Origin of the sequence: Belliella filtrata, assembly GCF_022549775.1 — a bacterium.
Lineage (GTDB): Bacteria > Bacteroidota > Bacteroidia > Cytophagales > Cyclobacteriaceae > Belliella > Belliella filtrata.
In genome coordinates this window covers 24869-47882 of record NZ_JAKZGP010000004.1, presented here as the reverse complement: position 1 = coordinate 47882, position 23014 = coordinate 24869, and the positions used below count along the sequence as shown (strand labels likewise).

The window sequence follows — 23014 nt, the reverse complement described above, 5'->3', positions numbered from 1 at the left end:
ATTCATGTTTCAAAACCATATACTTTTTATTATCTTGCAAGCTTATTGTTGAGAATAGATAAATATGGCTCAAGGAGAAAACGAGAATATCATACCAATTAACATTGAGGAAGAAATGCGTGGAGCCTACATCGATTATTCGATGTCGGTCATTGTTTCCAGAGCACTTCCAGATGTCCGAGACGGACTAAAACCAGTTCACCGAAGGATTTTATTCGGAATGCAAGAATTGGGAGTATTACATAATAAGCCTTTTAAAAAATCTGCTAGGATAGTAGGAGAAGTACTAGGTAAGTATCACCCACACGGTGACTCTGCTGTGTACGAGACAATGGTTCGTATGGCTCAGCCATGGTCATTGAGGTATCCGCTTGTAGACGGTCAAGGGAACTTTGGTTCAGTAGATGGAGATAATCCAGCTGCGATGCGTTATACTGAGGCTAGGCTTAAAAGAATTGCTGAGGAGTTATTGATAGATATCAATAAAGATACAGTCGATTTTCAATTGAACTTTGATGATTCATTGAAAGAGCCTGTAGTACTGCCTGCGAAAATCCCCGCATTGTTGCTAAATGGTGCTTCGGGTATTGCTGTGGGTATGGCTACGAATATGGCTCCACATAACCTCGGTGAGGTGGTAGATGGTATCATTGCTTATATAGACAATAGGGAGATTACAATCTCCGAATTGATGGAGCACATTGTCGCACCAGATTTTCCTACGGGAGCCACTATATATGGTTACAATGGTGTGAAAGCTGCATTTGAAACTGGCCGTGGAAGGATCGTTGTTCGTGGTAAAGCTGAAATCGAGACAAAAGATAGCGGCAAAGAGATGATCATTATCACCGAAATCCCATATTTGGTGAACAAAGCCAATATGATCGAAAAAACGGCTCAGCTAATCAATGAAAAGAAAATTGATGGAATCTCTGCTATCAGAGACGAGTCTGACCGCCAAGGTATGAGAATCGTCTATGAATTGAAAAGAGATGCCATTTCAAATGTTGTATTAAATAATCTCTATAAGCAAACCCAGTTACAGACTTCATTTTCAGTAAATAATGTAGCTTTAGTAAAAGGTAGACCTCATACCTTGAACCTAAAAGACATGATAGTCCATTATGTCAGCCACAGACATGAAGTTGTGGTGAGACGTACGGAGTATGAGCTGAGAGAAGCTGAGAAGAGAGCTCACATTTTGCAAGGTTATTTGATAGCATTGGATAATTTGGACGAAGTTATTTCCTTGATCAGAAATTCGAGAGATCCAGAGACAGCTAGAAATGGTTTGATGGAGAGGTTTGAATTAAGTGAGATTCAAGCTAGAGCGATCTTGGATATGAGACTTCAGCGATTGACGGGTATGGAGCGTGAGAAGATCCAAGAAGAATATGATCAAATCATGAAATTGATAGAAGAGCTTAAGGAGATTCTTGCAAACGAGGACAAGAGGATGCAGATCATCAAGGATGAGCTCACAGAGATGAAGGATAGATACAGTGATCCTAGACGTACGCTGATTGAGCACAATGCGGAAGATTTCAGCTATGAGGATATGATTCCAAATGAAGAAGTGGTAATCACCGTTTCTCATCAAGGATATATCAAAAGAACAGCTTTGACGGAATACAGAACTCAAAGTAGAGGAGGAGTGGGATCAAGAGGAGCCACTACGAAGGACGACGATTGGACAGAGTATTTATTTACCGCTTCCACTCACAATTATCTTTTGATTTTCACTGATCTAGGGAAGTTGTTCTGGTTGAAGACTTATGCGATTCCTGAAGGAGCAAAAGCGTCCAAAGGAAGACCAATACAGAACCTTATCAATATAACTTCAGAAGATAAAATCAGATCAATTATTCAAGTAGGTGATTTGAATGATGTTGATTACATCAACAATAACTTCTTGGTTATGGTTACCAAGAAAGGTATCATTAAGAAAACCACACTTGAACAGTATTCAAGACCACGCGCCAACGGTATCATTGCCTTGAATATCAGAGATGAAGATCAGTTGATGCAAGTGGAAATGACAAATGGTGATACCCATATCATCATAGCTGCAGGATCTGGAAGAGCGATACATTTCCATGAGTCTACAGTTAGACCAATGGGTAGAACTGCTACGGGGGTAAAAGCCATAACGTTAAGTAATGTTAATGATCACGTGATTGGCATGGTATGTGCCTCTCGTGAAGATGCCAACTTGTTGGTAGTATCCGAAAAAGGATATGGTAAAAGATCACCTTTGGATGAGTACAGAATTACAAATAGAGGAGGGAAAGGAGTGAAAGCTATGAATGTAACTGAAAAAACAGGGACACTAGTAGCAATCAAAGAGGTAGTAGATACTGATGACTTGATGATCATCAATAAGTCTGGTATCACCATAAGAACTCCAGTTTCAAACCTACGCGTAATGGGAAGAGCAACTCAAGGAGTTAGACTAATTAAGCTAGGTGAAAACGATGAAATTTCATCTGTAGAAAAAATTAGAAAAGATGAATCTGAAGTAGAATTAGAAGATGAATCGAATGTTAATGTGGAAGGAGAGAATCCTGAAACTGATGGCAATATAACCGAGGAACCAAACAATTAAGTTAATAGAAAAAAATGAAAAAATTAATCCTATCGTTCGCATTAGCAGGTCTTGTTTCTGTGAGTTTCGCTCAGAAAAAGGTTGCGAAATCTGCTGAGAGAAATTTCAAGAAGGGAGAATTGACTACTGCCCTTGATGAAATAAATGAAGCTTTACAAGATCCAGAGACAAAAGATGATCCTGCAAATTATCTTTTGAAAGGGAAAATTCAGACAAAAATGTTTGAATCAGGTGAAGTAGATGATATGTCTACTGTTGATGTAGGAAGAGATGCATTTGATACTTTCAACAGCACTATGGGCATGGTCGATAATGACGAAAGCTCAAAAGTAGGAAAAGAAGTATATAAAGAAGATATTGATGGTATGCCTGAAAATCTTAGGCCTTACGGAATATATACCCTGAAGAATGTATCTTTCAGAAAGGCTATCGATACTTATGAAGAAGATAACTTTGAGATGGCTTATGAGTATTTTGCTTTGGCTGCTGATATTGACCCTGTGGATACTACGATGAATTTCAACGCTGGCTACTTGGCTAACGATCTTGGTAAGACAGCTGAAGCTAAAAAATACTTCACTAGATTGTTAGATATTGAAGAATATAATAAGTTGAATGCTTATTACTTCTTGATTCAAATCGCTAATAGTGAAGATAATGATCCAGAAGAAGCTTTAAGACTTATCGGTGAGGCAAGAAAAGCAGACCCTACAGACAAGACTTTGGCTGAATATGAAATCCAATTGTTACTTCAGTTGAACAAAATGGATGAGGCATTGACTTCTGTAGTTTCTGCATTGGAAAATGATCCAAAAAACCCTGGAATCTTATTAAGATATGGATATTTGCTTGAGCAGTCTGGAGACCTAGAGGGTGCATTGGAGCAATACAAAAAATCAGTAGAAGCTGATCCTGAATTCTTTGAAGGTAATAATTATGCTGGAGCGATCTACTTAGAAAAAGCAAGGGTAATCCTGAATGAAGTAGGTGGACTTTCTGACGAAGAGTGGGAAGCAAAATCAGATGCAATGAACAAAGAAGCTGAGGACCTTTACAGAGAATCAATTCCATATTTCACAAGAGCATCAGAGATTCAGCCTGAGTCAACAGATATCCTTAGGATTCTATTCCAAGTGCATGAAAGACTTGGAAATGAAGCTGAAAAAGAAAAATATAACCAAAAGTTGATCAAACTTCTAGGTGAAGATTGGTTAGAAGAAGGATGATTTGAAATCGAAATCATATAAAGAAGAAGCCGCCCATAACGGGTGGCTTTTTTTTTTTACATAATTCAAAACCCTTTGATAAAAAAATGTTTTTATATCTTTAAAACATCTGTTAGCTTTTACCTTTCAAAATGACCTAAGTTTATGTTCAGAAAATTAGCCTTTGGCTTGATTGTATTTCAATTGGTATCAAGTTTTGCTTTTGCGCAAAATCCCTCGTCCAAACTTTATCATGAATTGCTTAAACTTCAAGAGACGAAAAGGATTCTTTTTGTAGCTGCGCACCCTGATGATGAAAACACAAGATTAATATCCTACTTAGCAAATGGTGAACATGCACAGGTGGCTTATTTGTCACTTACTAGGGGAGACGGAGGGCAGAATTTAATAGGCAAAGAGCTGGGTGTGCCATTAGGCTTGATTCGTACACATGAGCTTCTTAGGGCACGAGAGACAGATGGTGGTCGTCAGTTTTTTTCTAGGGCTTTGGATTTTGGTTTTAGCAAAAATCCTGATGAAACATTGAACAATTGGGACAAGGAAAAGCTATTGGCTGATGTGACTTGGGTAATCAGAAGTTTTCAGCCTGATATTGTTATCAATAGGTTCAATTTGACTCCAGGAACTACACACGGGCATCACACTACTTCAGCCATGCTTTCTTATGAAGCTTTTGATTTGGCAGGAGATTCCAAATCATTTCCAGATCAGCTCTCCAAAGTTAAAGTATGGAAGCCAAAGCGTTTGTTTTGGAATGCTTACAGCTGGGGTGGACAATATGAGGCTAGTGAGGATAAGAAGTATCACGTTTTCCCTGTAGGAGACTATAATCCTTTATTAGGTACAACCTACTCTCAAATAGCTGCCGACAGCAGGACGATGCACAAGTCTCAAGGATTTGGCTCTACACCACAAATCGGCATGGGACAAGACCATATTGAGCAGTTGAAAGGAGATACTTTTAAAAATAGCCCGTTTGAAGGAATTGAAAGCAAATGGAATCAAGTACCTAATGGAAAGGCCATTCAGGATAAGCTAAATCAATTACTTCAAGACTTCGATTTTGTGAATGTATCAAACAATATTGATGGATTGCTGGAACTCAAGAAGATGATCGACAGCAATTCTTTAGAGGAGCTTTGGTACACTGAGAAAAAAGAGGCAATTAATCAATTGATTTTGGATGCGATGGGCATCAAGGCAGAATTCAATGTGAATAAGGAAATTGCCTACGCTGGCGAAACTATAGCCGCTGAAATCACCTTTAACAACCCAAGCAAAATTCCTACAGAACTATCGAAAGCTAATCATCAGCTGTTCGAAGTTGATTTTTCAACTAACTCAAAACCAAATCAACCTTTAACTAAACCAGTTTCTATAGAAATACCTGTTGATTTTTCTATTTCTCAACCATTTTGGTTGGAGAAACCAATCGACAATAACCTATTTGATATAGCTGATCTAGCAAAAATTGGTCCTCCAATCAATCAGCCTTCGATCGCTGCCAATCTTGAATTGACCATACAAGGTCAAAAGTTTGAGATGGTATTGCCATTGATGTATAAATATAATGATCAAGTGGATGGAGAAATCAAGCAACCGCTTACCGTAGTACCCGAAGTAAATGTATCATTGAATCAATCACTGGCATTTTTGATGAAAGATCAAAAGCCTTCTCTAGAAGTTGAAGTGAGTTTCAAGCGAGAAATCTTAAATGGTGTTTTGGAATTGGAAGGTTTGGATAAATCCCAATATAAGGTTCTTTCTGAAGACAGAGATGAGAGAAGAAAAAGAGTGATATATAAAGTGGAATTGATATCTGCTAAAAATCAAAAAACCACAGTCACTGCAGCATATAAAACTGAGGATGGCAGAATATACAACCAAGATATCAATAGGATTCTTTACAAGCACATTCCAAATTTGACTTACTTTACTACAGCATCATTTGATTTGATAAAGTTTGATTTTGCTATCTCTGGTCAAAAGATCGCCTATATAGCTGGTGCAGGTGATGATGTACCAGAAGTATTGAGGTATTTGGGATATGATGTCAATGTCTTAGATAATGGATCGATAAGTAAATCTAATCTCCAACTTTACCCTACTGTGATCATCGGTATCAGAGCATTCAATACGAATCAGCGTTTAGCCAATAATGTTGATCAATTGATGGAATATGTGAAAGAAGGTGGGAATTTGATCGTGCAGTACAATACATCTTCACCACTTTTGACAAGAGAACTTGGCCCTTATCCATTTGCTATATCAAGGGATAGGGTTACGGTTGAAGGGTCACCTGTCGTTGCGGATTATAATCATCCAATACTAACCTCTCCAATACAGATTACCTCCAAAGACTTTGAAGATTGGGTACAAGAGAGAGGTCTATATTTTACATCAGATTGGGATGAAAAATATACCACTCCACTAGAGATGAAAGACCCTGGAGAAGAGGCAAGTAAGGGATCTTTGCTTCATACAAGATATGGTGAAGGTACCTACACCTATTCTGGTATCTCATGGTTCAGGCATTTGCCGGCTGGCGTTCCTGGTGCTATCAAACTTTTTGTCAATCTTATAGAGCAAGGAGATGGAAGATAATCAAAATTGGAATAAATGGTATTTTATATTAGCCGGGACACTTTTGATTTTGATCGCCTTGTTTTATTGGTTAACTAAAGCATACGCATGAGTACGATTGATTGGATAGTATTATTTGCTACGCTTTTGCTGATAGTAGGGTATGGAGTCTACAAGACATACGGTCCTAAAAGTATGGACAACTATCTCCGTGGAGATAGTGACATGAACTGGTGGACAATAGGCTTATCTATCATGGCAACACAAGCATCTGCGATTACTTTTTTGAGTACTCCTGGGCAAGCCTATGAAGACGGTATGCGCTTTATTCAATTCTATTTCGGATTGCCTATAGCGATGATTATACTTTCAGTGACATTTATTCCTATTTATTATAAGCTAAAAGTGTATACAGCTTATGAGTTTTTGGAAAATAGATTTGACCTGAAAACTAGAACACTGGCTGCACTTTTGTTTTTGACACAAAGAGGATTAGCTGCGGGAATTACGATTTATGCACCTGCGATTATTTTGTCCACTTTGTTGGGATGGAATTTGTTTTGGACCAATATTTTTATTGGAGTTCTGGTGATACTTTATACGGTATCAGGTGGTACCAAAGCCGTTTCTATTACTCAAAAACAGCAAATGGGAGTAATGATGGGAGGTATGATTTTGGCAGGAATTTTTGTGATCAAAATGCTCCCTGTAGGTTTCTCTGATGCGCTACATGTTGCAGGAAAAATGGAAAGACTGAACATTATCAATTTCGAATTTGACTTGGCAGATAGGTATAATGTATGGTCTGGTATGACTGCTGCATTATTTCTTTTTCTTTCCTATTTTGGAACAGATCAGTCTCAAGTACAGCGCTATTTGACAGGAAAGTCACTTGCAGAGAGTAGGATGGGGCTGATCATGAACGGTCTCCTGAAGATTCCCATGCAGTTTATCATCTTGTTTATTGGGGTGATGGTTTTTGTATTTTACCAGTTTTTCCAACCACCGGTAGTATTCAATAAAGTGCAAACAGAGCGCTTGATCAATTCTGATTATGAAGAGCCATTTTTGAAACTAGAAGGAGCTTATAGTGAAGCTTTTGAACAAAAGTCAAACCATATCAATGAACTACTTGCGGCTGTCAAGGCTGATGATGAACAAGGGATTAGGAATGCCCAATCAGGAATGAAAGCTTCCCAAAAGCGTCAGGAAGAAATTCGAAATGAGGTAAAGTCTCTTATCGTCCAAAATGAACCTAATGCTGAGACCAAGGACACAGACTATGTGTTTATGCGATTTGTAATGGACTATCTACCGATGGGTATTGTCGGATTGCTATTTGCTGTGATTTTTTCAGCTGCAATGTCCTCTACTGCTTCAGAATTGAACTCCCTAGGTACCACATCTACGATTGATATCTACAAACGTTCGCTTCGTAAAAATGAATCAGACAAGCATTACATGCTTTCATCTAAGTGGCTTACAGCTTTATGGGGAGTATTTGCCATATTATTTGCCACTTATGCCTCACTATTTGAAAACCTCATTCAAGCGGTTAACTTACTTGGTTCATTGTTTTACGGGACAATTTTGGGTATTTTCTTGGTTGGGTTTTATATGAAATGGATCAAGGGACATGCTGTTTTCATAGCAGCTTTGATTGCTGAGGCGATTATATTAATGCTCCATTGGTTTAATGGCGAATCAATACTAGGCATAGACATCAATATAGGTTTCCTTTGGTACAATGCCATTGGCTGTATTCTGGTGATGGTATTGGCTGCTTTGATTCAGTTGATGAGGAGAGGGTGAGGTTTCCCGAATACTTTGTGATGTTTATATTGTATGAGATAGGTGAAATACTAAAGTAGGTGTAAGCCAATTCAGCAATTTGAATGCTTTTGTCAAAAAGCTCAACGTTGAAATTCACTTTTGCTTTTAAAGCTCTGGAAACTTTTAAAATTGTTTCCAGAGATACATTTGTTTGATAGTTTTCAAGTTCTGATAGCTGAGCCCGCTGTACACCAACTAATTTTCCAAGTTCTTATTGTGTTGAGTTTCTTTGCAGCTTTACTTTACGGATTAACTCACCAACTGCTTCAAGTTGAAGCTTTTGTTCGTATTGTATTCTACGATATGTTCCAATTTCACCTATAAATACACCTTTTATTTGCTCAAAAGCAAATTGGATTTATCATCTCGTTATTGGTTGAGGAAACACAGCTAAACTCTCATGTCCATTTTCTCCAACGGCCTGTACAGCGAAGAAATAATTGTCTTTGGAGTAGGGGATAGTCAAGGTCAAGTCTTCGGTATAAAACTTTTTCTGCCACATAGAAGCGTCAGTTTCTCTGAGGAGAACATAGTATCCTTTAGCTTTTCCAGTCTTTGGAGCTTCCCAGCGAAGGGTAGAACTATTGCTTAGCTTTCTTACATCTATGCCTACCATTAGTGGTTCAGAAGGTGCTGTTGCTAGATTTGCTAGTACAGCTAAGTTGATCCCTGTAGCTTTCCTCATGTATTCGAAATCCATGAACTCGGGAAGATCACCATACTGAATAGCATTCTCTAACCTCACATCTTCATGTTGTGCATAGTAGTTTTCATTCATTTCACAAACTCGAATAGCTGTGAATCCTTCTCTTGCAAATGGTGTATGATCCCCGCCTCTCAAAAATCGATCATTTCTGTAAACCAATTTGACTTCTAACTGATCTACATATTTTTCTCCGATTTCTTTGATAAACCTAGCAAGCTGTCTTGATTTGCTATCATTTTCTCCATTAGTATATCTTCTGATGGCAGCCATTTGTTCTGTCTCCGCCATTGGAACACCTTCAGAGAAAATCCGGATTCTGGTATTGTCAGCAATATTTGTTTCTGAAGATCGGCTGTTGCCTATCATATCATTGTTCAGTACTGCGACAAGGTTCCAGTTTTCTTCTTTGGCTTTTTTTGCAAGGTATTCAGCTCCCTTAAGTCCTTGCTCTTCACCGCTCACCACGGCAAACTTGATCGTAGCTGGGAATGATCTACCAGACATGATACTTACCAGTTCCATAATTGCAGCTACACCAGAGCCGTCATCATTGGCTCCAGGAGCATCTATCTTGCTGTTCATCACATCTAATGCACGAGAATCAATATGTGCCATGATTAGGAATACCCTATCATCATTTGGGTCAGTACCTTTCAAGGTGGCTATGACATTCCCAAGCTTGCTATCTGATGGAATCCTACGATTGTCTGCAGGGATGGTGAAGAAGTCTATTTCAGAGCTTAATCTACCTGCACTTTTAGACTCCATAGACTTGAAATGGTCTAGTACATAGTTTTGAGAAGCTAGGATGCCACGATTTTCTTGCTGATCACTCAAGGTATGTCTGGTACCAAAATCAGCCAATTTTCTAACATATTGTTCAAGACTTTCAGCACTGATTTCATTTACCATTGCTTCTATTGCAGGGTTACGTTGTATGATTTGGGTCTGTCCGAAGCAATCTAAACTAGCTATGAGCGCAAGTATGAGTAATATTTTTTTCATTTTTCGACATTATGATGGTATATGCATTAAATTTACCAAAGGACAAGCTATCACCAAACTAATTTTACATGAACGAAACATTCAAGCCTAAAGTAGGAGAATATGCGCCTTATTATGAAAGCTATATCAAAAGGGTTATAAATGAAAACATAGATAAATTGCTTTTGACCCAGATTCAAGAAGTCAGAAGTTACTTTGAGACTATGGGGGAGGAGAAAAGTAATGAAACTTATGCTGAAGGTAAGTGGACGGCAAAGGAGGTATTGTCTCACATGATAGATACGGATAGGATAATGACTTTTCGTGCTTTATGCTTTGCTAGAGGAGAAAAATCTCCACTTCCAAGTTTTGATCAAGATGAATATGTGGCAAGATCTATGGCAAATGCAATTCCACTTAATAAGCTGATAGAAGATTTTGAGTTTTCACGTTATGCATGTGTTTCTTTGCTCAAAACCTTACCGATTGACTCATGGTCAAATATAGGAATGGCAAGTGGTTATGAGGTGAGTGTAAGGGCATTATTTTACATCATGACTGGTCACGTAGCACATCATTTGGCTATACTTAAAGAGAGGTATTGAATAGCGAGATTAGGTTAATTCATTTGAGAATTTTGAATTTATGAAATAATGTATCGATCTATTTAGATAAATATGCTATATTTGCTGAATTTATCTAATACAAAAATTTGTAAAACTGGTATTTTCGCTTGCCTCTGACATGCAAAAGTGAATTAAAAGGAGGGTAGAATCTAGTCAATTTTGCTAAGAAGTAATCAAGGAGAAAGGCCAATTTATAATTGAAAAAAACGAAGAACATATGAAAAGAACTAGAGCACAGGAATCACGCGCAGCCATTGAGAAGCTATACATTACGATGAGGCATTTGTTTATGAGGGGGTCTTATAAGCCAATGGGAGTTTCCGGTGAGTCGCTAGTGAGTTCACTTTTGGTTTTGAGCCCAGAGATTTACGGATTGGTAGTGGATGAAGAAAAAATCGAACTTGATGGCTTATTGTATGTAATGGAGAGGTTGCCAAGAGGGATAGAAGAGTGTCGCTATGTCAGGTTGATCAGTAGAGAAGGTTACGAGCACTCAGATTTCCCAACTTTTGTACCTGCAAGGAGAAAGAGAAACTGTTATAGGGTAGATGAAGAGCAAATGTACGTAGAAATGACGCGAGGCAAATCCGACATATATGATATACTTACCCACCTTACCTTTCTCTATATTGAGGCCGAAAAGATAAGAGAAAATGCTACTGATCAAAAAGGTAGGATGAACCTTAACTGGAAGATGCTTGCAAGTATTGTTGAGAAAGAAAGAAAAGGAGAGGAGTTTGACAAAGAAGCTGCATGTTCTTACCTGAGCCATATTACGGGTAGAACTTTTGATGAGACTCACAATGCCATTGAGAAGTTTGATCAATCATCCAATTCCAATAGCCTGTTTTCCATTATCTATCATTTAGGAAAGTTGTCAATAGATGAGTTTGTAGAGGAAAAAGATAGGGAGATTTCATTTTCTGCGACATTGAGAGAGCGTGTGGGACACCATGTATATGGAGAGCTTTGGGCGACACGGATCAAGCAAGTATTGGATGAAAATGATTTACTGGAAAGACCTATTCATATCATTTCGGCGAATTTGCATAGTGTGGTAAATACAATCTATGGACATCAAGCGTTGGGGCTGAAATCTTATGATGAGATCGAAAAGGTGGCCATGGAAATCAGTACTGGAGAAAAGAAAAACTATACAAAAGAAATCCAAAACTTTGCAAATATCAATGGATTCATAGATTTACCTGATCTTTCTGGAACCAACATAGGAGCTCAAATCATAGATACTGCTCAGATGTCTAAAGGATCAGTGATTCCAGGTGTTTCTTTGCCAAAGGAGAAAAAAGACCGACCAGTAATTGTCGTAATGGACTATGCATTTGGAGAGCAAGCATACGAGTGCTTTGATGAATTACTCAAGCCATACGATAAAGGAGGTAAATCGATTCCTTTGGATGTAGTCTCTGCATCGATCATGGGTAAAGCGGGTATTCTTGAAGGAAATAAAGGGGATATCATGATCCCAAGTAGCCATGTTTTTGAAGGCACTGCAGATAACTATCCTTTGAAAAATGAACTGAAGAAAAATGATTTTGAAGGCTATGATATAGGTGTATATGATGGTCCTATGATCACTGTTCTCGGTACTTCCTTGCAAAACAAAGATGTCCTGAAGTACTTTATGGAGTCTTCATGGAAAGCTTGTGGTCTGGAGATGGAAGGGGCTCATTATCAAAAAGCTATACAGTCTGCAAGTAAGATCAGAAATTCGATAAGAAAAAATGTGAAGGTGCTTTATGCTTACTATGCATCTGACAATCCTTTAGAAACAGGTAGTACACTTGCCTCAGGTGCTTTGGGAATGGACGGAGTGAGACCTACCTATTTGATTACTTACAAAATACTAGAAAAAATCTTTTCTTAAAGATTGGCGCTTTTTAGCACGCCCTATTTTTGTCTATTACCCTTAGGCTAATATCAAAGGTCAACGGATTTGCTTCTGTTGGCCTTTTACTTTTTCAATGGTTTAAGCTTGTTTAAAATCACCCTAAAACCTGATTTTCATCATGTTTTTAAAATGATTGTGACACTACCTTTGAGCCATAATCAAAAACAAAAAGCCATGAGAAAATTTAGCTTTTCAATTATCCATATCATGTTCCTTGCGGCCATGATGATATTTCATAACACAACATTCGCACAAACTAATTATACGCTTGCAACAGGTTCTACCCTGAAAGTGACGGGCACTTCCACTTTGCATGATTGGGAAATGGTCTCTAGTACTGCTAGTGGTAAAGCAAAGTTTACTTTAGAAAGTGGAAAGGTCACTGGAGCAAAGGATCTAGTCGTGACCATGCCTGCCGAAAGCATCAAAAGTGGCAAAAATGGTATGGATAAAAATGCCTATAGCGCATTGAATACCAAGACTCACAAAGAAGTAAAGTTTGTACTCAAAGAGCTTGTTTCTGTTGCTACTGGTTTTCAAGCGGTAGGTGACTTCACAATTGCTGGCGTCACTCAAACTGCAAAATTTCCAGTAACCTATGCAGTATCAGGTGAAAAAATCACCTTCAAAGGGAAGTATGATTGCAAATTATCAGATTTTAAAATAGACCCACCAACCGCCCTTATGGGGACAGTAAAGACAGGAAATGAAGTGAGCATTCATTTCGATATCGCATTCCAACCGACAAAATAATTTGATTGAAAGCACCATTCATCACTTCTCTAGAAAGAGGGAGTCTAAAGTGCACAAACTACCAGATGATAAAAAAAATAAAAAAACCTATGAAAAAGCACGTGTTATTATTCATTGCCATGTTTGCAACAGTAGCATTTACAATGGCACAAGGTCTCCAAAGAGATATGCAATACTGGAGAACATATGATCAAAGAGGAGTCAATGTATTCGAAACAGGAAAAGCTGATACAGTTTCCTTTGATGGGGTAAGGGTAAGAGTCGGAGGACATTTTGCACAGCAATACCAGAATCTAAGCCATAGCAATGCTGTAGGATCACCAGAATTGATCGAAATAGGCGGTGGTACCAACCTTGCTACTGCAAATCTAAATATAGATGTAGCATTGGTAGATGGGGTAAGACTTAACCTAATCACTTATCTTAGCTCTAGACACCACCCAGAAACATGGGTAAAAGGTGGATTCCTTCAAGTTGATAAATTAGGTTTCCTAGGTATCGGAAATACTGACTGGTTTGACAAGTACTTCACCGTCAAGGTTGGGCACATGGAAATTAACTATGGAGATGCCCATTTCAGAAGATCTGACAATGGAAATGCGATCTACAATCCTTTTGTAGGAAACTATATCATGGATGCTTTCACAACAGAAGTCGGTGGAGAAGTATATTATCAGAATAGCGGATTCTTGGCAATGGTTGGTGTCACTGGTGGTGAAATACAAGGAGGTATCACAAGACCTGATGATAGAAAGCTTAATTTTCTAGGTAAATTAGGATATGATAAATATGTTACTGATGATATCAGGGTGAGACTTACAGGGTCTGTTTACAGCACTGCTGGATCAGCTAGAAACACACTTTATGCGGGTGATAGAGCTGGGTCAAGATATTACTTGGTAATGGATCCAGTTGGAGCAACTACTGCTGCTAACTTTACTTCTGGTAGATTCAACCCTGGACAGACCGATAATATTACAGCCATGGTATTGAATCCATTTGTGAAGATCAAAGGGCTAGAGTTGTTCGGTAATTTTGAGCAATCTAAAGGTAAAGCTGCAAATGAACAATCAGACCGTACTTGGAATCAACTAGGCGCAGATGCAGTATATAGAATAGGTCAAAAGGAGCAAGTTTATCTAGCTGCAAGATACAACAAAGTAAGTGGTGAGTTGACCGGAGGTGCTGATGTAAGTATAGATAGGGTTCAAATAGGAGGGGGATGGTTTGTGACCAAAAATATCCTTGCTAAAGTAGAGTATGTAAGTCAGCAATACAATGACTTTGCAGCTGGAGACATCAGAAATGGTGGAAAATTCAACGGTCTAATGATCGAAGGTGTAATAGGCTTCTAAATCTTCAACATCATGCGTGTCCTTCTAGCATTAATCCTCATTATTTGTCAGTTATTCCCAGCTGAATCTCCCATAGTGGTCACCAGTAAGGTGATCACTGTGCAAGGGAATACTTCTTTGGGAAGCTTCAAATGTGACTATAGGAGAGAAGGCTTGAGGGACACTTTATTACTAAATGAATCACCAACAAAGCATACCATTGAATTTGATATCCCTGTTCGTGATTTTGGCTGTGGTAATTTCCTTTTGAACAAGGATTTTAGAAAGACCATAAAAGCAGAGGAATATCCGAATGCTAAGGTAATTGTGAAAAACCTAAAGAGGAGCGGGAAGTATTATACTTGTGATCTACATGTCAATATGGTCGGAAAACGACTTCAATATAGAAAAATAGCGCTGACTAATATCGATCAGCAATTAGTTGGAAATATTGTGTTAGATTTTGAAGAACTTGACCTGTCTCCGCCTCGGAAAATGGGAGGCTTGATCAAAGTAGAAGAACAACTAGCCTTAGAAATTAAACTTGGATTCTAGTCTTAATGACTAGAATCCAATAGTTTTTTTAATGCCGTATCAATTTTCCCAAATTCAAATTGAGAGACTGCCGAATTCATTTTTCTTTTAATATCCTCAGTACATAAGTTGCCAATACTTCCCTCGTGTGTGTGGTTTACTTGATCTTGGACAGGTTCAAAATCGTCTTTTTCTATCGCCAATCCTACTTTTTTGTACGCATCTCTGAAAGGCATGCCTTGTAAAACAAGTTCATTGACTACTTCTACAGAAAATACATGCTTATAAAATGGGTCTATTAGAATCTGTGATTTGATCTGAATCTGTTTCAGCATCATTGTACTCATATCAAGACAATCAATCAACTCATCCAACCCAGGGAAAATATGCTCTTTCAAGAGTTGCAAATCTCTGTGATAACCTGTGGTAGTATTGGTAAGGATCATCATGATCGCTTGTGGACTAGCTTGGATTTGATTGGTCTTAGCTCGGATGAGTTCAAATACATCTGGATTCTTTTTGTGAGGCATGATACTACTGCCTGTAGTCAATTCATCTGGAAATGAAATAAAACCAAAATGCTGGTTCATAAAAATGCAAACATCAGCTGCAAGTCTATTGAGTGTTCCGGCGATTCCTGACATAGCAAAGGCTAAAGTTCGTTCAGTTTTACCTCTACTGTTTTGAGCATTGATCACATTGTGGTGCAGGTCTTCAAAGCCTAGAAGCTCTGTAGTCAATGTGCGATCCAATGGAAAAGAAGAACCATATCCAGCAGCAGAGCCTAGTGGGTTTTTATTGGCAAGCTTGAAAGCTGCTTGAAGCAAATCCATATCTTCGGATAAACCTTCAGCAAAAGAGCCAAACCATAACCCAAAAGATGATGGCATGGCAAGTTGCGTATGGGTATACCCTGGCATCAAGTCAGCCTTATGTTTTTCTGAAAGCAATATCAATTGGTCAAATAGACCTTGAGAGGCTTCCACCAATGCTTTGATTGCAGATCTATAATATAGCTTCAAATCAACCAAAACTTGATCATTGCGAGATCTTCCACTATGTAGCTTCTTACCAACTTCACCGTAGCGTTCAGTCAAGAGAAATTCAACTTGTGAGTGAACATCTTCTACACCTGATTGGATTTCAAATTTTCCGCTCTCTATTTCATCGAAGATTTCTCTAAGTCCTTTCAGTAAAACCTTCAAATCATCAAAAGTTAACAACCCTATCTTTTGTAACATGATGGCATGTGCCATAGAACCAAGTACATCAAACGGGGCCAAAAGAATATCAAACTCAGGGTCTCTTCCTATGGTGAATTTTTCTACCTCTTTGCTGCTTGTCTTATCTTTTTGCCAAAGTTTCATCGTTGATTTTTCGGATTTTCTATGTGGAAATATTGTGTTAATAATTCAATGTAGGTATTGATTCCTTCATTGATTTCTTTAAGGTAAATGTATTCATCGGCTGTATGTGATCTTGCTGAGTCTCCTGGTCCTATCTTGATGGAAGGATAGGGGATAAGGGCCTGATCTGATAGTGTAGGGCTACCATATTGATTGATATTCAATTTGGTAAGGACTTTCATCATCTTATGATCATGGGGAAGTCGACTGGATTTCAACCGGGTGGATCGTGGTGTAAGCTTTGCTTTCAGCTTATTGGTCAACTCTTCCAATGCCTCATCCAAGGTGTAAGCATCTGTCACTCGTATGTCCAAAGTATAAGTACATCTATCTGGTACTACATTGTGTTGAGTTCCTGATTGGATGATCGTTGCACTTACTTTAGATTTGCCTAAGTATTCTGACTCTCGTTCAAATTGATAACTTCTAAGTAAGTTTAAATCATCCAAAGCCTCATATAGTGCATTGATACCTTCTTCCCTTGCAGCATGACCAGCTTTGCCTGTTACAATAGCATCTACTACTACCAGGCCTTTTTCTGCAACAGCTCCTTGAAGCAAGGTAGGTTCTCCAACAATGGCGAGCTCAAATGAAGGCAATGAACTTAATGTACTTTCGATTCCATTTTTTCCTGAAATCTCCTCCTCTGCAGACGCTACATATATTAAATTGTATCCCAAGTCAAGCTTGTAGAAATGAAGAAAAGTAGCCAGTAATGAGACTAAACAACCTCCAGCATCATTACTCCCTAGTCCATAAAGCTTTTCGTCTTGTATTTCTGCTGCAAAGGGATCTCTAGTATAGCCTGCGTTTGGTTTTACGGTATCATGGTGAGAGTTTAGTAATATTGAGGGTTTGGAATGCTCAAAGTGAAGGTTTTGAGCAATGATGTTATTTCCAATTCTCTGAAAGGGAATGTCTTTTTTTGTTAAAAATTGCCCAATAAGATCGGCTGTCAAATGCTCTTCTTTACTATAAGAAGGCGTACTTATCAAGGACTTGAGAAGACTGACTACTTCTTCATAGTATGGCGCTTTAGAATTAGGCATTTTCTAATAAAGGTCGTATTTGTGATTTTCTATATTAGTACCTGATACTTTTCCTTTCACTGCCAAGAGTAAGTTTTCAGCTTTTCCAATCCATACATGGTTTACCCCCTTATGTAATGCAGCAAAGGCATTGTCAAGTTTTGGGATCATACCAGAATGAATCACCTGCTCATTTTTTAACTCTTTGTAGATTTCTTCATTGATAAGTGGAATAATAGATTCATCATTTTTTTCATCTATCAAAACACCAGCTTTATTAAAGCAATAGTAAAGGTTTACAGTATGCTTACTTGACATGGCTACTGCAATTTCTGAAGAAATGCTGTCTGCGTTTGTATTCAGTAATTGCCCTTTCTTATCATGCGTAATGGCGCAGATGACTGGTACGATGTCTTTTTCCAAAAGGGATTCCAATAAGTCTGTATTGACTGCCTTGATATCGCCAACAAAACCATAATCTATTTTTTTGACAGGCCTTTTCTTGGATTGAATAAGGTTTCCGTCTGCCCCAGTCAAACCAAGGGCATTTTGCTTTAATTTCTGAAGTTTTGCGACGATTTGTTTGTTGATCAGTCCAGCATAGACCATAGTAACAATATCCAAAGTATCCTTATCTGTGATTCTACGACCATCTACCATTTCAGGCATGACACCCATCGATTCCCCAAATTTTGAGGCAAGTACACCTCCTCCGTGGATGAGGATTTTTTTGCCTGGAAATCTTGAAAAAAGGAATAAAAATTCATCCAATTTTTCTGGAAAGTCAATGACATTTCCTCCAATTTTGATGATGCTGATGTTCATGGTTTTATAGGTTTGTAGTGTATGCTTTTAATCTTTATTTTCACTTTACCACCTTCATCCTCCTGTAATTACTTTTGGATTGAAGCATGGCATAAAATTTAGAGTCAACAAATTTTTGTTATCTATAAATAACTAAATATAAATCATGCTATCTTTTGTCAATAATCAAAATGCTTAATTAGGTATTCCCTTATTATCCACCCAAGATGTTGCTGAGAACTGCTTGGGCTGCATAAATTCTATTTTCGGCTTGTTTTTGAACAATGCTTCGCTCGCTGTCTAGTATTTCATCAGACAGTTCAACATTTCTTCTCACGGGTAAGCAATGCATTACTTTTGCGTTTGGAGCATTTTTTAGATGAGCTTCTGTCAGCATCCAAGACGAATCTGTACTATGAATCTTACCATAATCATCAAAAGCTGACCAATTTTTCACGTAAACAAAATCTGCATTTTCTAGCGCTTCTTTTTGATTAGGTGTAATGGTAGCACCTTCCGTAAATTTCTTGTCTAGTTCATAGCCTTCTGGATGAGCAATTGTGAGTTCATGACCACAGCCGATTGCCCATTCTGCAAATGAATTTGCCACTGCATGAGGGATTGCCTTGATATGAGGTGCCCAAGTGAGAACTACTTTAGGTTTTTTACCAGCTATCATATGCTCTTGTATCGTTATCATATCTGCCAAACTTTGAAGCGGATGCCTTATGGCACTTTCTAAACTTACGACAGGGATTCCTGCATATTTAATAAACTGACTGAAGATAAAGTCTTCTGTATCCTCCTTTTTATTGGTCAATGAAGGAAATGCCCTTACTGCAAGCACGTCAAAATATGTCCCTAGTACAGCTGCTGCATCTTTGATATGCTCTACAGTCCCTTTGTTCATGACAGCACCATTCTGCATTTCCAATGCCCAGCCTTCTTTATCCATATTCATTACAATTGCCTCCATACCTAGATTCATGGCTGCGATCTGGGTGCTGGCTCTAGTTCTCAATGATGGATTCAAAAAGATACAACCCACTCTTTTACCCAAACCCTTGGATAAATCGACTCGCGGACTTTTCTTGTAGGTCAAAGCCAGTTCTATTAATTTATCCGCTACTGATTTATGCTCAAATTGTGTAAAATGCTTCATGTTTTTTGTAGATTGCCCTGTAAGGGAAATCATTTTATATTGAATTTAAAATATGATTGACTTAGCTTCAATCAGCTTAAAATGCTTTTGATTCGTTAGGCTAGAATTTCTTTGATACTGTCTATGAACGAATATAATTGATTTGTTTCAATATTTAAGGGCGGGAGTAGTCTAATCGTTTGTTTTCCCGCTGAACTTCCTGTGAATATTCTGTATTTTTTTACTAATTCAGTACGAATGGGTGCAGCATCTCTGTCTAGGTCTATGCCTATCATTAATCCTCTACCTCTGACTTCGTTTACTCCATTTACTTCACGTAGGGCTTTCATGAACATTTCTCCTTGCTCATGAGCTTTTTGAATTAAGCCTTCATTTTCGATAACTTCAAGGACTGCTAGACCAGCGGCACATGCTAGGTGATTTCCCCCAAAGGTCGTACCTAAAAGTCCGTGACTTGCCTTGATATCTGGATGAATTAAGATACCGCCTATTGGGAATCCATTTCCCATACCTTTTGCCATAGAGATGATATCTGGCTGAATACCTGACCACTGATGCGCAAAAAACTTGCCTGTCCTTGCATATCCAGATTGAACTTCATCCAAGATCAGTTTTGCCTCGTGCTTTTTACACAAAACAGAAAGCTCTTGGAGGAATGAGTCATCAGGTACGACAATTCCACCAACACCTTGAATGCCTTCTATAATCACACCTGCTATATTACCAAGTTGAAACTGAGCTTCTACAGCCTTGATATCACCCCATGGAAGGATATGAGTATCGGATCTTTGGTTGTTGGGAGCGACTATTTTTGGATTGTCTGTTAGTGCCACTGCTGCGGAGGTTCTTCCGTGAAATGCACCAGAGAATGAAATAAAACCAGATTTTTTGGTTTCAAAAGAGGCTAGTTTCAGTGCATTCTCATTTGCCTCGGCACCAGAGTTACAGAGGAAGAGATTGTAGTCAACATAACCAGAAACTTCACCAAGCTTTTTAGCGAATTCCTGCTGAATGGGGATCTGAACAGAGTTTGAATAAAAAGCAATATTTGCCAATTGTTCATTGATTCTCTGGTTGAAATGTGGGTGAGAGTGACCAATAGATATCACTGCATGACCGCCGTATAGGTCAATATATTCATTCCCTTCATCATCCCACAGCTTAGCACCGAGTGCTTTTGTAGGAGTGACATTCATCAAAGGGTATACATCGAATAATTTCATCTGTGTGTAATTTGTGCTTTGATCACTTTTACCTGCTTAGTTTTTGGTGAAAAATTTGGGTAGTGCTCCGTATATGCACCTATAATTTTTCAAACAAGGCTAGTGTGTATGATAATTGAGATTAGAAGGCTATACTTTTTAGCTTGAGACCTGTGGTTTCAGGTAAGCCAAAAGCTAAATTGAAATTATGAACTGCTTGTCCAGAAGCACCTTTGAGTAAGTTATCAATTGCCGAATAGATGACCAATTGACCTTTTTCTTTTTTTAGGTGTAATACACACTTATTCGTATTGACTACGTGCTTTAGATCAATGTCCTGATCTGAAACTATGGTAAAAGGACTATCCTTATAGAAAGATTTATAGGTTTCGGTGATTTCTTCTATAGACTTATCACAAGGCAAGTAGGCTGTTATCCAAATTCCCCTAGCAAAATTTCCCCTATAGGGTACAAACAAAATGTCTGAACTGAAATCATTATTTACTTGACTGAAAGTCATGTTGATTTCTTTAAGGTGCTGATGTGTGAACAGTTTATAAACAGAGAAATTGTTATTTCTATAGCTGAAATGAGAAGTTTCTGCGAGTTTTTTACCAGCACCTGTACTTCCTGTGATTCCAGATACATGAATAGGAGATGTTGCCCAGCCTGATTTTACAGCTGGTAGTAGGGCCAATTGGATAGCTGTTGCAAAGCATCCTGGGTTGGCAATTTTCTTAGCTTGCGAGATCTTGTGCTTTTTTGTTTCTGGTAATCCATAGACAAAACCTTCACTTTCATCTCTAAAATCTGTGCTCAAATCTATGATTACGGTTTCTTCAGCAAATGAATGTTTGTCCAAAAAGGATTTTGTTTCTCCATGCGGTAAGCCTAAGAAAACGGCATCAATTCCATTAGTATCCACTTCATCGGTAAATACCAGATCTGTGTCACCTAGTAGATCAGGATGAAGAGAAGAGACTGCTTTTCCTTTTTGACTGTTGCTATGGACATAGACTAGTTCCACTTCAGGGTGATTTACTAGTAGCCTTAACAATTCTCCACCTGTATACCCAGCTCCCCCTATGATCGCTACTTTGATTTTCATGATTCGGGCTGATTTACTTGGTGGAAAATGGCTGTTTGATTACCTAATATTCTTGTGAAGCCTTTGACATCTTCTGCAGTGTACCCTTTGTTCATTTCACCATAGCTGCCAAACTTTGAAGCCATTAAATCATGTTTCGATTCAATACCGACCAATTGGAACCTGTATGGATGTAAAGATACTGTCACATTACCACTTACTTGAGTCTGAGTGTCAGTCAAAAATGCCTCAAGGTTTCTCATCACTGGATCTAGATAATGGCCTTCATGAAGGTGATTTCCATAAAATTCAGCAATTTGATTTTTCCAATAAGATTGCCATTTGGTAAGCGTATGTTTCTCAAGCAACTGATGCGCTTTGATGATGATGATAGCAGCTGCAGCTTCAAATCCAACTCTACCTTTGATACCTATTATCGTATCGCCTACATGTATGTCTCTTCCAATTCCATATGGAGCTGCTATTTCTTGTAGTTTTTGAATAGCTTGTACGGGATGTTCGAATTTTTCATCATTGATTGAGACTAGCTCTCCTTTTTCGAATCCTAAGTTGATTGCTTCTGAATCTTGCTTAGTAACTTGTGTAGGCCATGCCGATTCAGGAAGTGTCTGACTTGAAGTCAATGTTTCTTTACCGCCTACAGATGTACCCCATATTCCTTTGTTGATAGAGTAGGCCGCTCTTTCAAAATTCATACTAACTCCATGAGCTTTGAGGTAGTCGATCTCTTGCTCTCTGCTAAGCTTCAAGTCACGGATAGGGGTGATAATTTCGATATCTGGGATGATAGTTTGAAAAATCATGTCAAACCTTACCTGGTCATTACCAGCACCAGTACTTCCATGTGCTACACTTTTTGCACCAATATTTTTGACATATTCAGCAAGTGTTTTGGCTTGGAGGATTCTTTCTGCTGATACAGATAGTGGATAAGTTTGGTTTTTAAGTACATTACCAAACACCAAAAATTTCAATACTTCTTGATAGTACGTTTTAGTAACATCGAGGATTTGAAACGATGCGATTCCAAGGCTATGTGCTCGATTTTCGATCGTTTCTAATTCTTCTTTTTCGAAGCCACCTGTATTGATCAATACGGCGTGGACTTCATAGCCAAGTTCTTTGGATAAATACAGTGCGCAATATGTGGTGTCTAATCCTCCGCTGTATGCTAATACTACTTTTTTCATTTTTATGGTTATTTGTAAGCA

The 23014-nt window shown here is 38.3% G+C and carries 17 protein-coding genes and 1 pseudogene; 9 read left to right on the top strand and 9 right to left on the bottom strand.

Features of this window, described 5'->3' with window-relative positions; genetic code table 11:
- Window positions 1–64: 64 nt before the first annotated feature.
- The 4 genes from gyrA to MM239_RS03040 all read left to right on the top strand — a co-directional run bounded on the left by gyrA (window position 65) and on the right by MM239_RS03040 (window position 8226).
- Window positions 65–2605 (top strand): DNA gyrase subunit A, encoded by a 2541-nt coding sequence (gene gyrA, locus MM239_RS03055; protein WP_241346499.1) that lies wholly within the window; start codon window positions 65–67, stop codon window positions 2603–2605.
- Window positions 2606–2619: 14 nt separating this feature from the next.
- Window positions 2620–3831, top strand: a complete 1212-nt coding sequence (locus tag MM239_RS03050; RefSeq protein ID WP_241346497.1) for a tetratricopeptide repeat protein — start codon at window positions 2620–2622, stop codon at window positions 3829–3831.
- A gap of 144 nt (window positions 3832–3975) precedes the next feature.
- Window positions 3976–6435, top strand: a complete 2460-nt coding sequence (locus MM239_RS03045) for a PIG-L family deacetylase (protein WP_241346494.1) — start codon at window positions 3976–3978, stop codon at window positions 6433–6435.
- Between the two features lie 87 nt (window positions 6436–6522).
- A complete protein-coding gene (locus MM239_RS03040) occupies window positions 6523–8226 on the top strand; it encodes a sodium:solute symporter (RefSeq protein ID WP_241346492.1) in 1704 nt (567 codons plus the stop codon).
- Here MM239_RS03040 and MM239_RS21135 read toward each other — a convergent pair.
- Window positions 8138–8446 (bottom strand): annotated as a pseudogene (locus tag MM239_RS21135) (helix-turn-helix domain-containing protein); the annotation flags it as partial. The gene MM239_RS03040 and the pseudogene MM239_RS21135 sit on opposite strands and share 89 nt — an antisense overlap.
- A 162-nt stretch (window positions 8447–8608) precedes the next feature.
- Window positions 8609–9958, bottom strand: a complete 1350-nt coding sequence (locus MM239_RS03035) for a M20/M25/M40 family metallo-hydrolase (protein ID WP_241346491.1) — start codon at window positions 9956–9958, stop codon at window positions 8609–8611.
- A gap of 68 nt (window positions 9959–10026) precedes the next feature.
- Between MM239_RS03035 and MM239_RS03030 the strand changes: the two genes are divergently transcribed.
- The 5 genes from MM239_RS03030 to MM239_RS03010 all read left to right on the top strand — a co-directional run bounded on the left by MM239_RS03030 (window position 10027) and on the right by MM239_RS03010 (window position 15114).
- Window positions 10027–10542 (top strand): DinB family protein, encoded by a 516-nt coding sequence (locus tag MM239_RS03030; protein ID WP_241346490.1) that lies wholly within the window; start codon window positions 10027–10029, stop codon window positions 10540–10542.
- Window positions 10543–10780: 238 nt separating this feature from the next.
- Window positions 10781–12448 carry a DUF6909 family protein gene (locus tag MM239_RS03025; protein ID WP_241346489.1) on the top strand — a complete coding sequence of 556 codons (1668 nt, stop codon included), beginning with the start codon at window positions 10781–10783 and terminating at the stop codon, window positions 12446–12448.
- A 198-nt stretch (window positions 12449–12646) separates the two neighbouring features.
- Window positions 12647–13225, top strand: coding sequence for a YceI family protein (locus tag MM239_RS03020; RefSeq protein ID WP_241346488.1), 579 nt, complete (start codon window positions 12647–12649; stop codon window positions 13223–13225).
- An 89-nt stretch (window positions 13226–13314) separates the two neighbouring features.
- Entirely contained in the window at window positions 13315–14580 is a 1266-nt protein-coding gene (locus MM239_RS03015; protein ID WP_241346487.1) for a hypothetical protein, read from the top strand.
- Between the two features lie 12 nt (window positions 14581–14592).
- The gene (locus tag MM239_RS03010; protein ID WP_241346486.1) at window positions 14593–15114 is read left to right on the top strand and encodes a hypothetical protein; all 522 of its coding nucleotides are present in this window, start codon (window positions 14593–14595) and stop codon (window positions 15112–15114) included.
- Window positions 15115–15116: 2 nt separating this feature from the next.
- On the opposite strand, the gene argH is transcribed toward MM239_RS03010, so the two are convergent.
- The 7 genes from argH to argG form a co-directional block, all read right to left on the bottom strand.
- Complete coding sequence (gene argH, locus MM239_RS03005; protein WP_241346485.1) at window positions 15117–16460, bottom strand: argininosuccinate lyase; 1344 nt, start codon at window positions 16458–16460, stop codon at window positions 15117–15119.
- The gene (locus MM239_RS03000) at window positions 16457–17548 is read right to left on the bottom strand and encodes a M20 family metallo-hydrolase (protein WP_241346484.1); all 1092 of its coding nucleotides are present in this window, start codon (window positions 17546–17548) and stop codon (window positions 16457–16459) included. The genes argH and MM239_RS03000 overlap by 4 nt, the downstream gene beginning before the upstream one ends.
- 3 nt (window positions 17549–17551) lie before the next feature.
- Window positions 17552–18352, bottom strand: a complete 801-nt coding sequence (gene argB / locus MM239_RS02995; RefSeq protein WP_241346482.1) for an acetylglutamate kinase — start codon at window positions 18350–18352, stop codon at window positions 17552–17554.
- 193 nt (window positions 18353–18545) lie between these two features.
- Window positions 18546–19493 carry an N-acetylornithine carbamoyltransferase gene (locus MM239_RS02990; RefSeq protein WP_241346481.1) on the bottom strand — a complete coding sequence of 316 codons (948 nt, stop codon included), beginning with the start codon at window positions 19491–19493 and terminating at the stop codon, window positions 18546–18548.
- 95 nt (window positions 19494–19588) lie between these two features.
- Complete coding sequence (locus tag MM239_RS02985) at window positions 19589–20716, bottom strand: aspartate aminotransferase family protein (protein ID WP_241346480.1); 1128 nt, start codon at window positions 20714–20716, stop codon at window positions 19589–19591.
- 121 nt (window positions 20717–20837) lie between these two features.
- Window positions 20838–21806 carry an N-acetyl-gamma-glutamyl-phosphate reductase gene (gene argC, locus MM239_RS02980; RefSeq protein WP_241346600.1) on the bottom strand — a complete coding sequence of 323 codons (969 nt, stop codon included), beginning with the start codon at window positions 21804–21806 and terminating at the stop codon, window positions 20838–20840.
- Complete coding sequence (argG, locus tag MM239_RS02975) at window positions 21800–22993, bottom strand: argininosuccinate synthase (protein WP_241346479.1); 1194 nt, start codon at window positions 22991–22993, stop codon at window positions 21800–21802. The genes argC and argG overlap by 7 nt, the downstream gene beginning before the upstream one ends.
- Window positions 22994–23014 lie beyond the last annotated feature (21 nt).

Bases quoted from the DNA above. Each gene is read 5' to 3' on its own strand.
- MM239_RS03010 (WP_241346486.1), top strand. From the start codon at position 14,593: ATGCGTGTCCTTCTAGCATTAATCCTCATTATTTGTCAGTTATTCCCA.
- argH (WP_241346485.1), bottom strand. From the start codon at position 16,460: ATGAAACTTTGGCAAAAAGATAAGACAAGCAGCAAAGAGGTAGAAAAA.
- MM239_RS03015 (WP_241346487.1), top strand. From the start codon at position 13,315: ATGAAAAAGCACGTGTTATTATTCATTGCCATGTTTGCAACAGTAGCA.
- argG (WP_241346479.1), bottom strand. From the start codon at position 22,993: ATGAAAAAAGTAGTATTAGCATACAGCGGAGGATTAGACACCACATAT.
- MM239_RS03020 (WP_241346488.1), top strand. From the start codon at position 12,647: ATGAGAAAATTTAGCTTTTCAATTATCCATATCATGTTCCTTGCGGCC.
- MM239_RS03000 (WP_241346484.1), bottom strand. From the start codon at position 17,548: ATGCCTAATTCTAAAGCGCCATACTATGAAGAAGTAGTCAGTCTTCTC.
- argB (WP_241346482.1), bottom strand. From the start codon at position 18,352: ATGAACATCAGCATCATCAAAATTGGAGGAAATGTCATTGACTTTCCA.
- MM239_RS03050 (WP_241346497.1), top strand. From the start codon at position 2,620: ATGAAAAAATTAATCCTATCGTTCGCATTAGCAGGTCTTGTTTCTGTG.
- MM239_RS02990 (WP_241346481.1), bottom strand. From the start codon at position 19,493: ATGAAGCATTTTACACAATTTGAGCATAAATCAGTAGCGGATAAATTA.
- MM239_RS03045 (WP_241346494.1), top strand. From the start codon at position 3,976: ATGTTCAGAAAATTAGCCTTTGGCTTGATTGTATTTCAATTGGTATCA.
- gyrA (WP_241346499.1), top strand. From the start codon at position 65: ATGGCTCAAGGAGAAAACGAGAATATCATACCAATTAACATTGAGGAA.
- MM239_RS02985 (WP_241346480.1), bottom strand. From the start codon at position 20,716: ATGAAATTATTCGATGTATACCCTTTGATGAATGTCACTCCTACAAAA.
- MM239_RS03030 (WP_241346490.1), top strand. From the start codon at position 10,027: ATGAACGAAACATTCAAGCCTAAAGTAGGAGAATATGCGCCTTATTAT.
- MM239_RS03025 (WP_241346489.1), top strand. From the start codon at position 10,781: ATGAAAAGAACTAGAGCACAGGAATCACGCGCAGCCATTGAGAAGCTA.
- MM239_RS03035 (WP_241346491.1), bottom strand. From the start codon at position 9,958: ATGAAAAAAATATTACTCATACTTGCGCTCATAGCTAGTTTAGATTGC.
- MM239_RS03040 (WP_241346492.1), top strand. From the start codon at position 6,523: ATGAGTACGATTGATTGGATAGTATTATTTGCTACGCTTTTGCTGATA.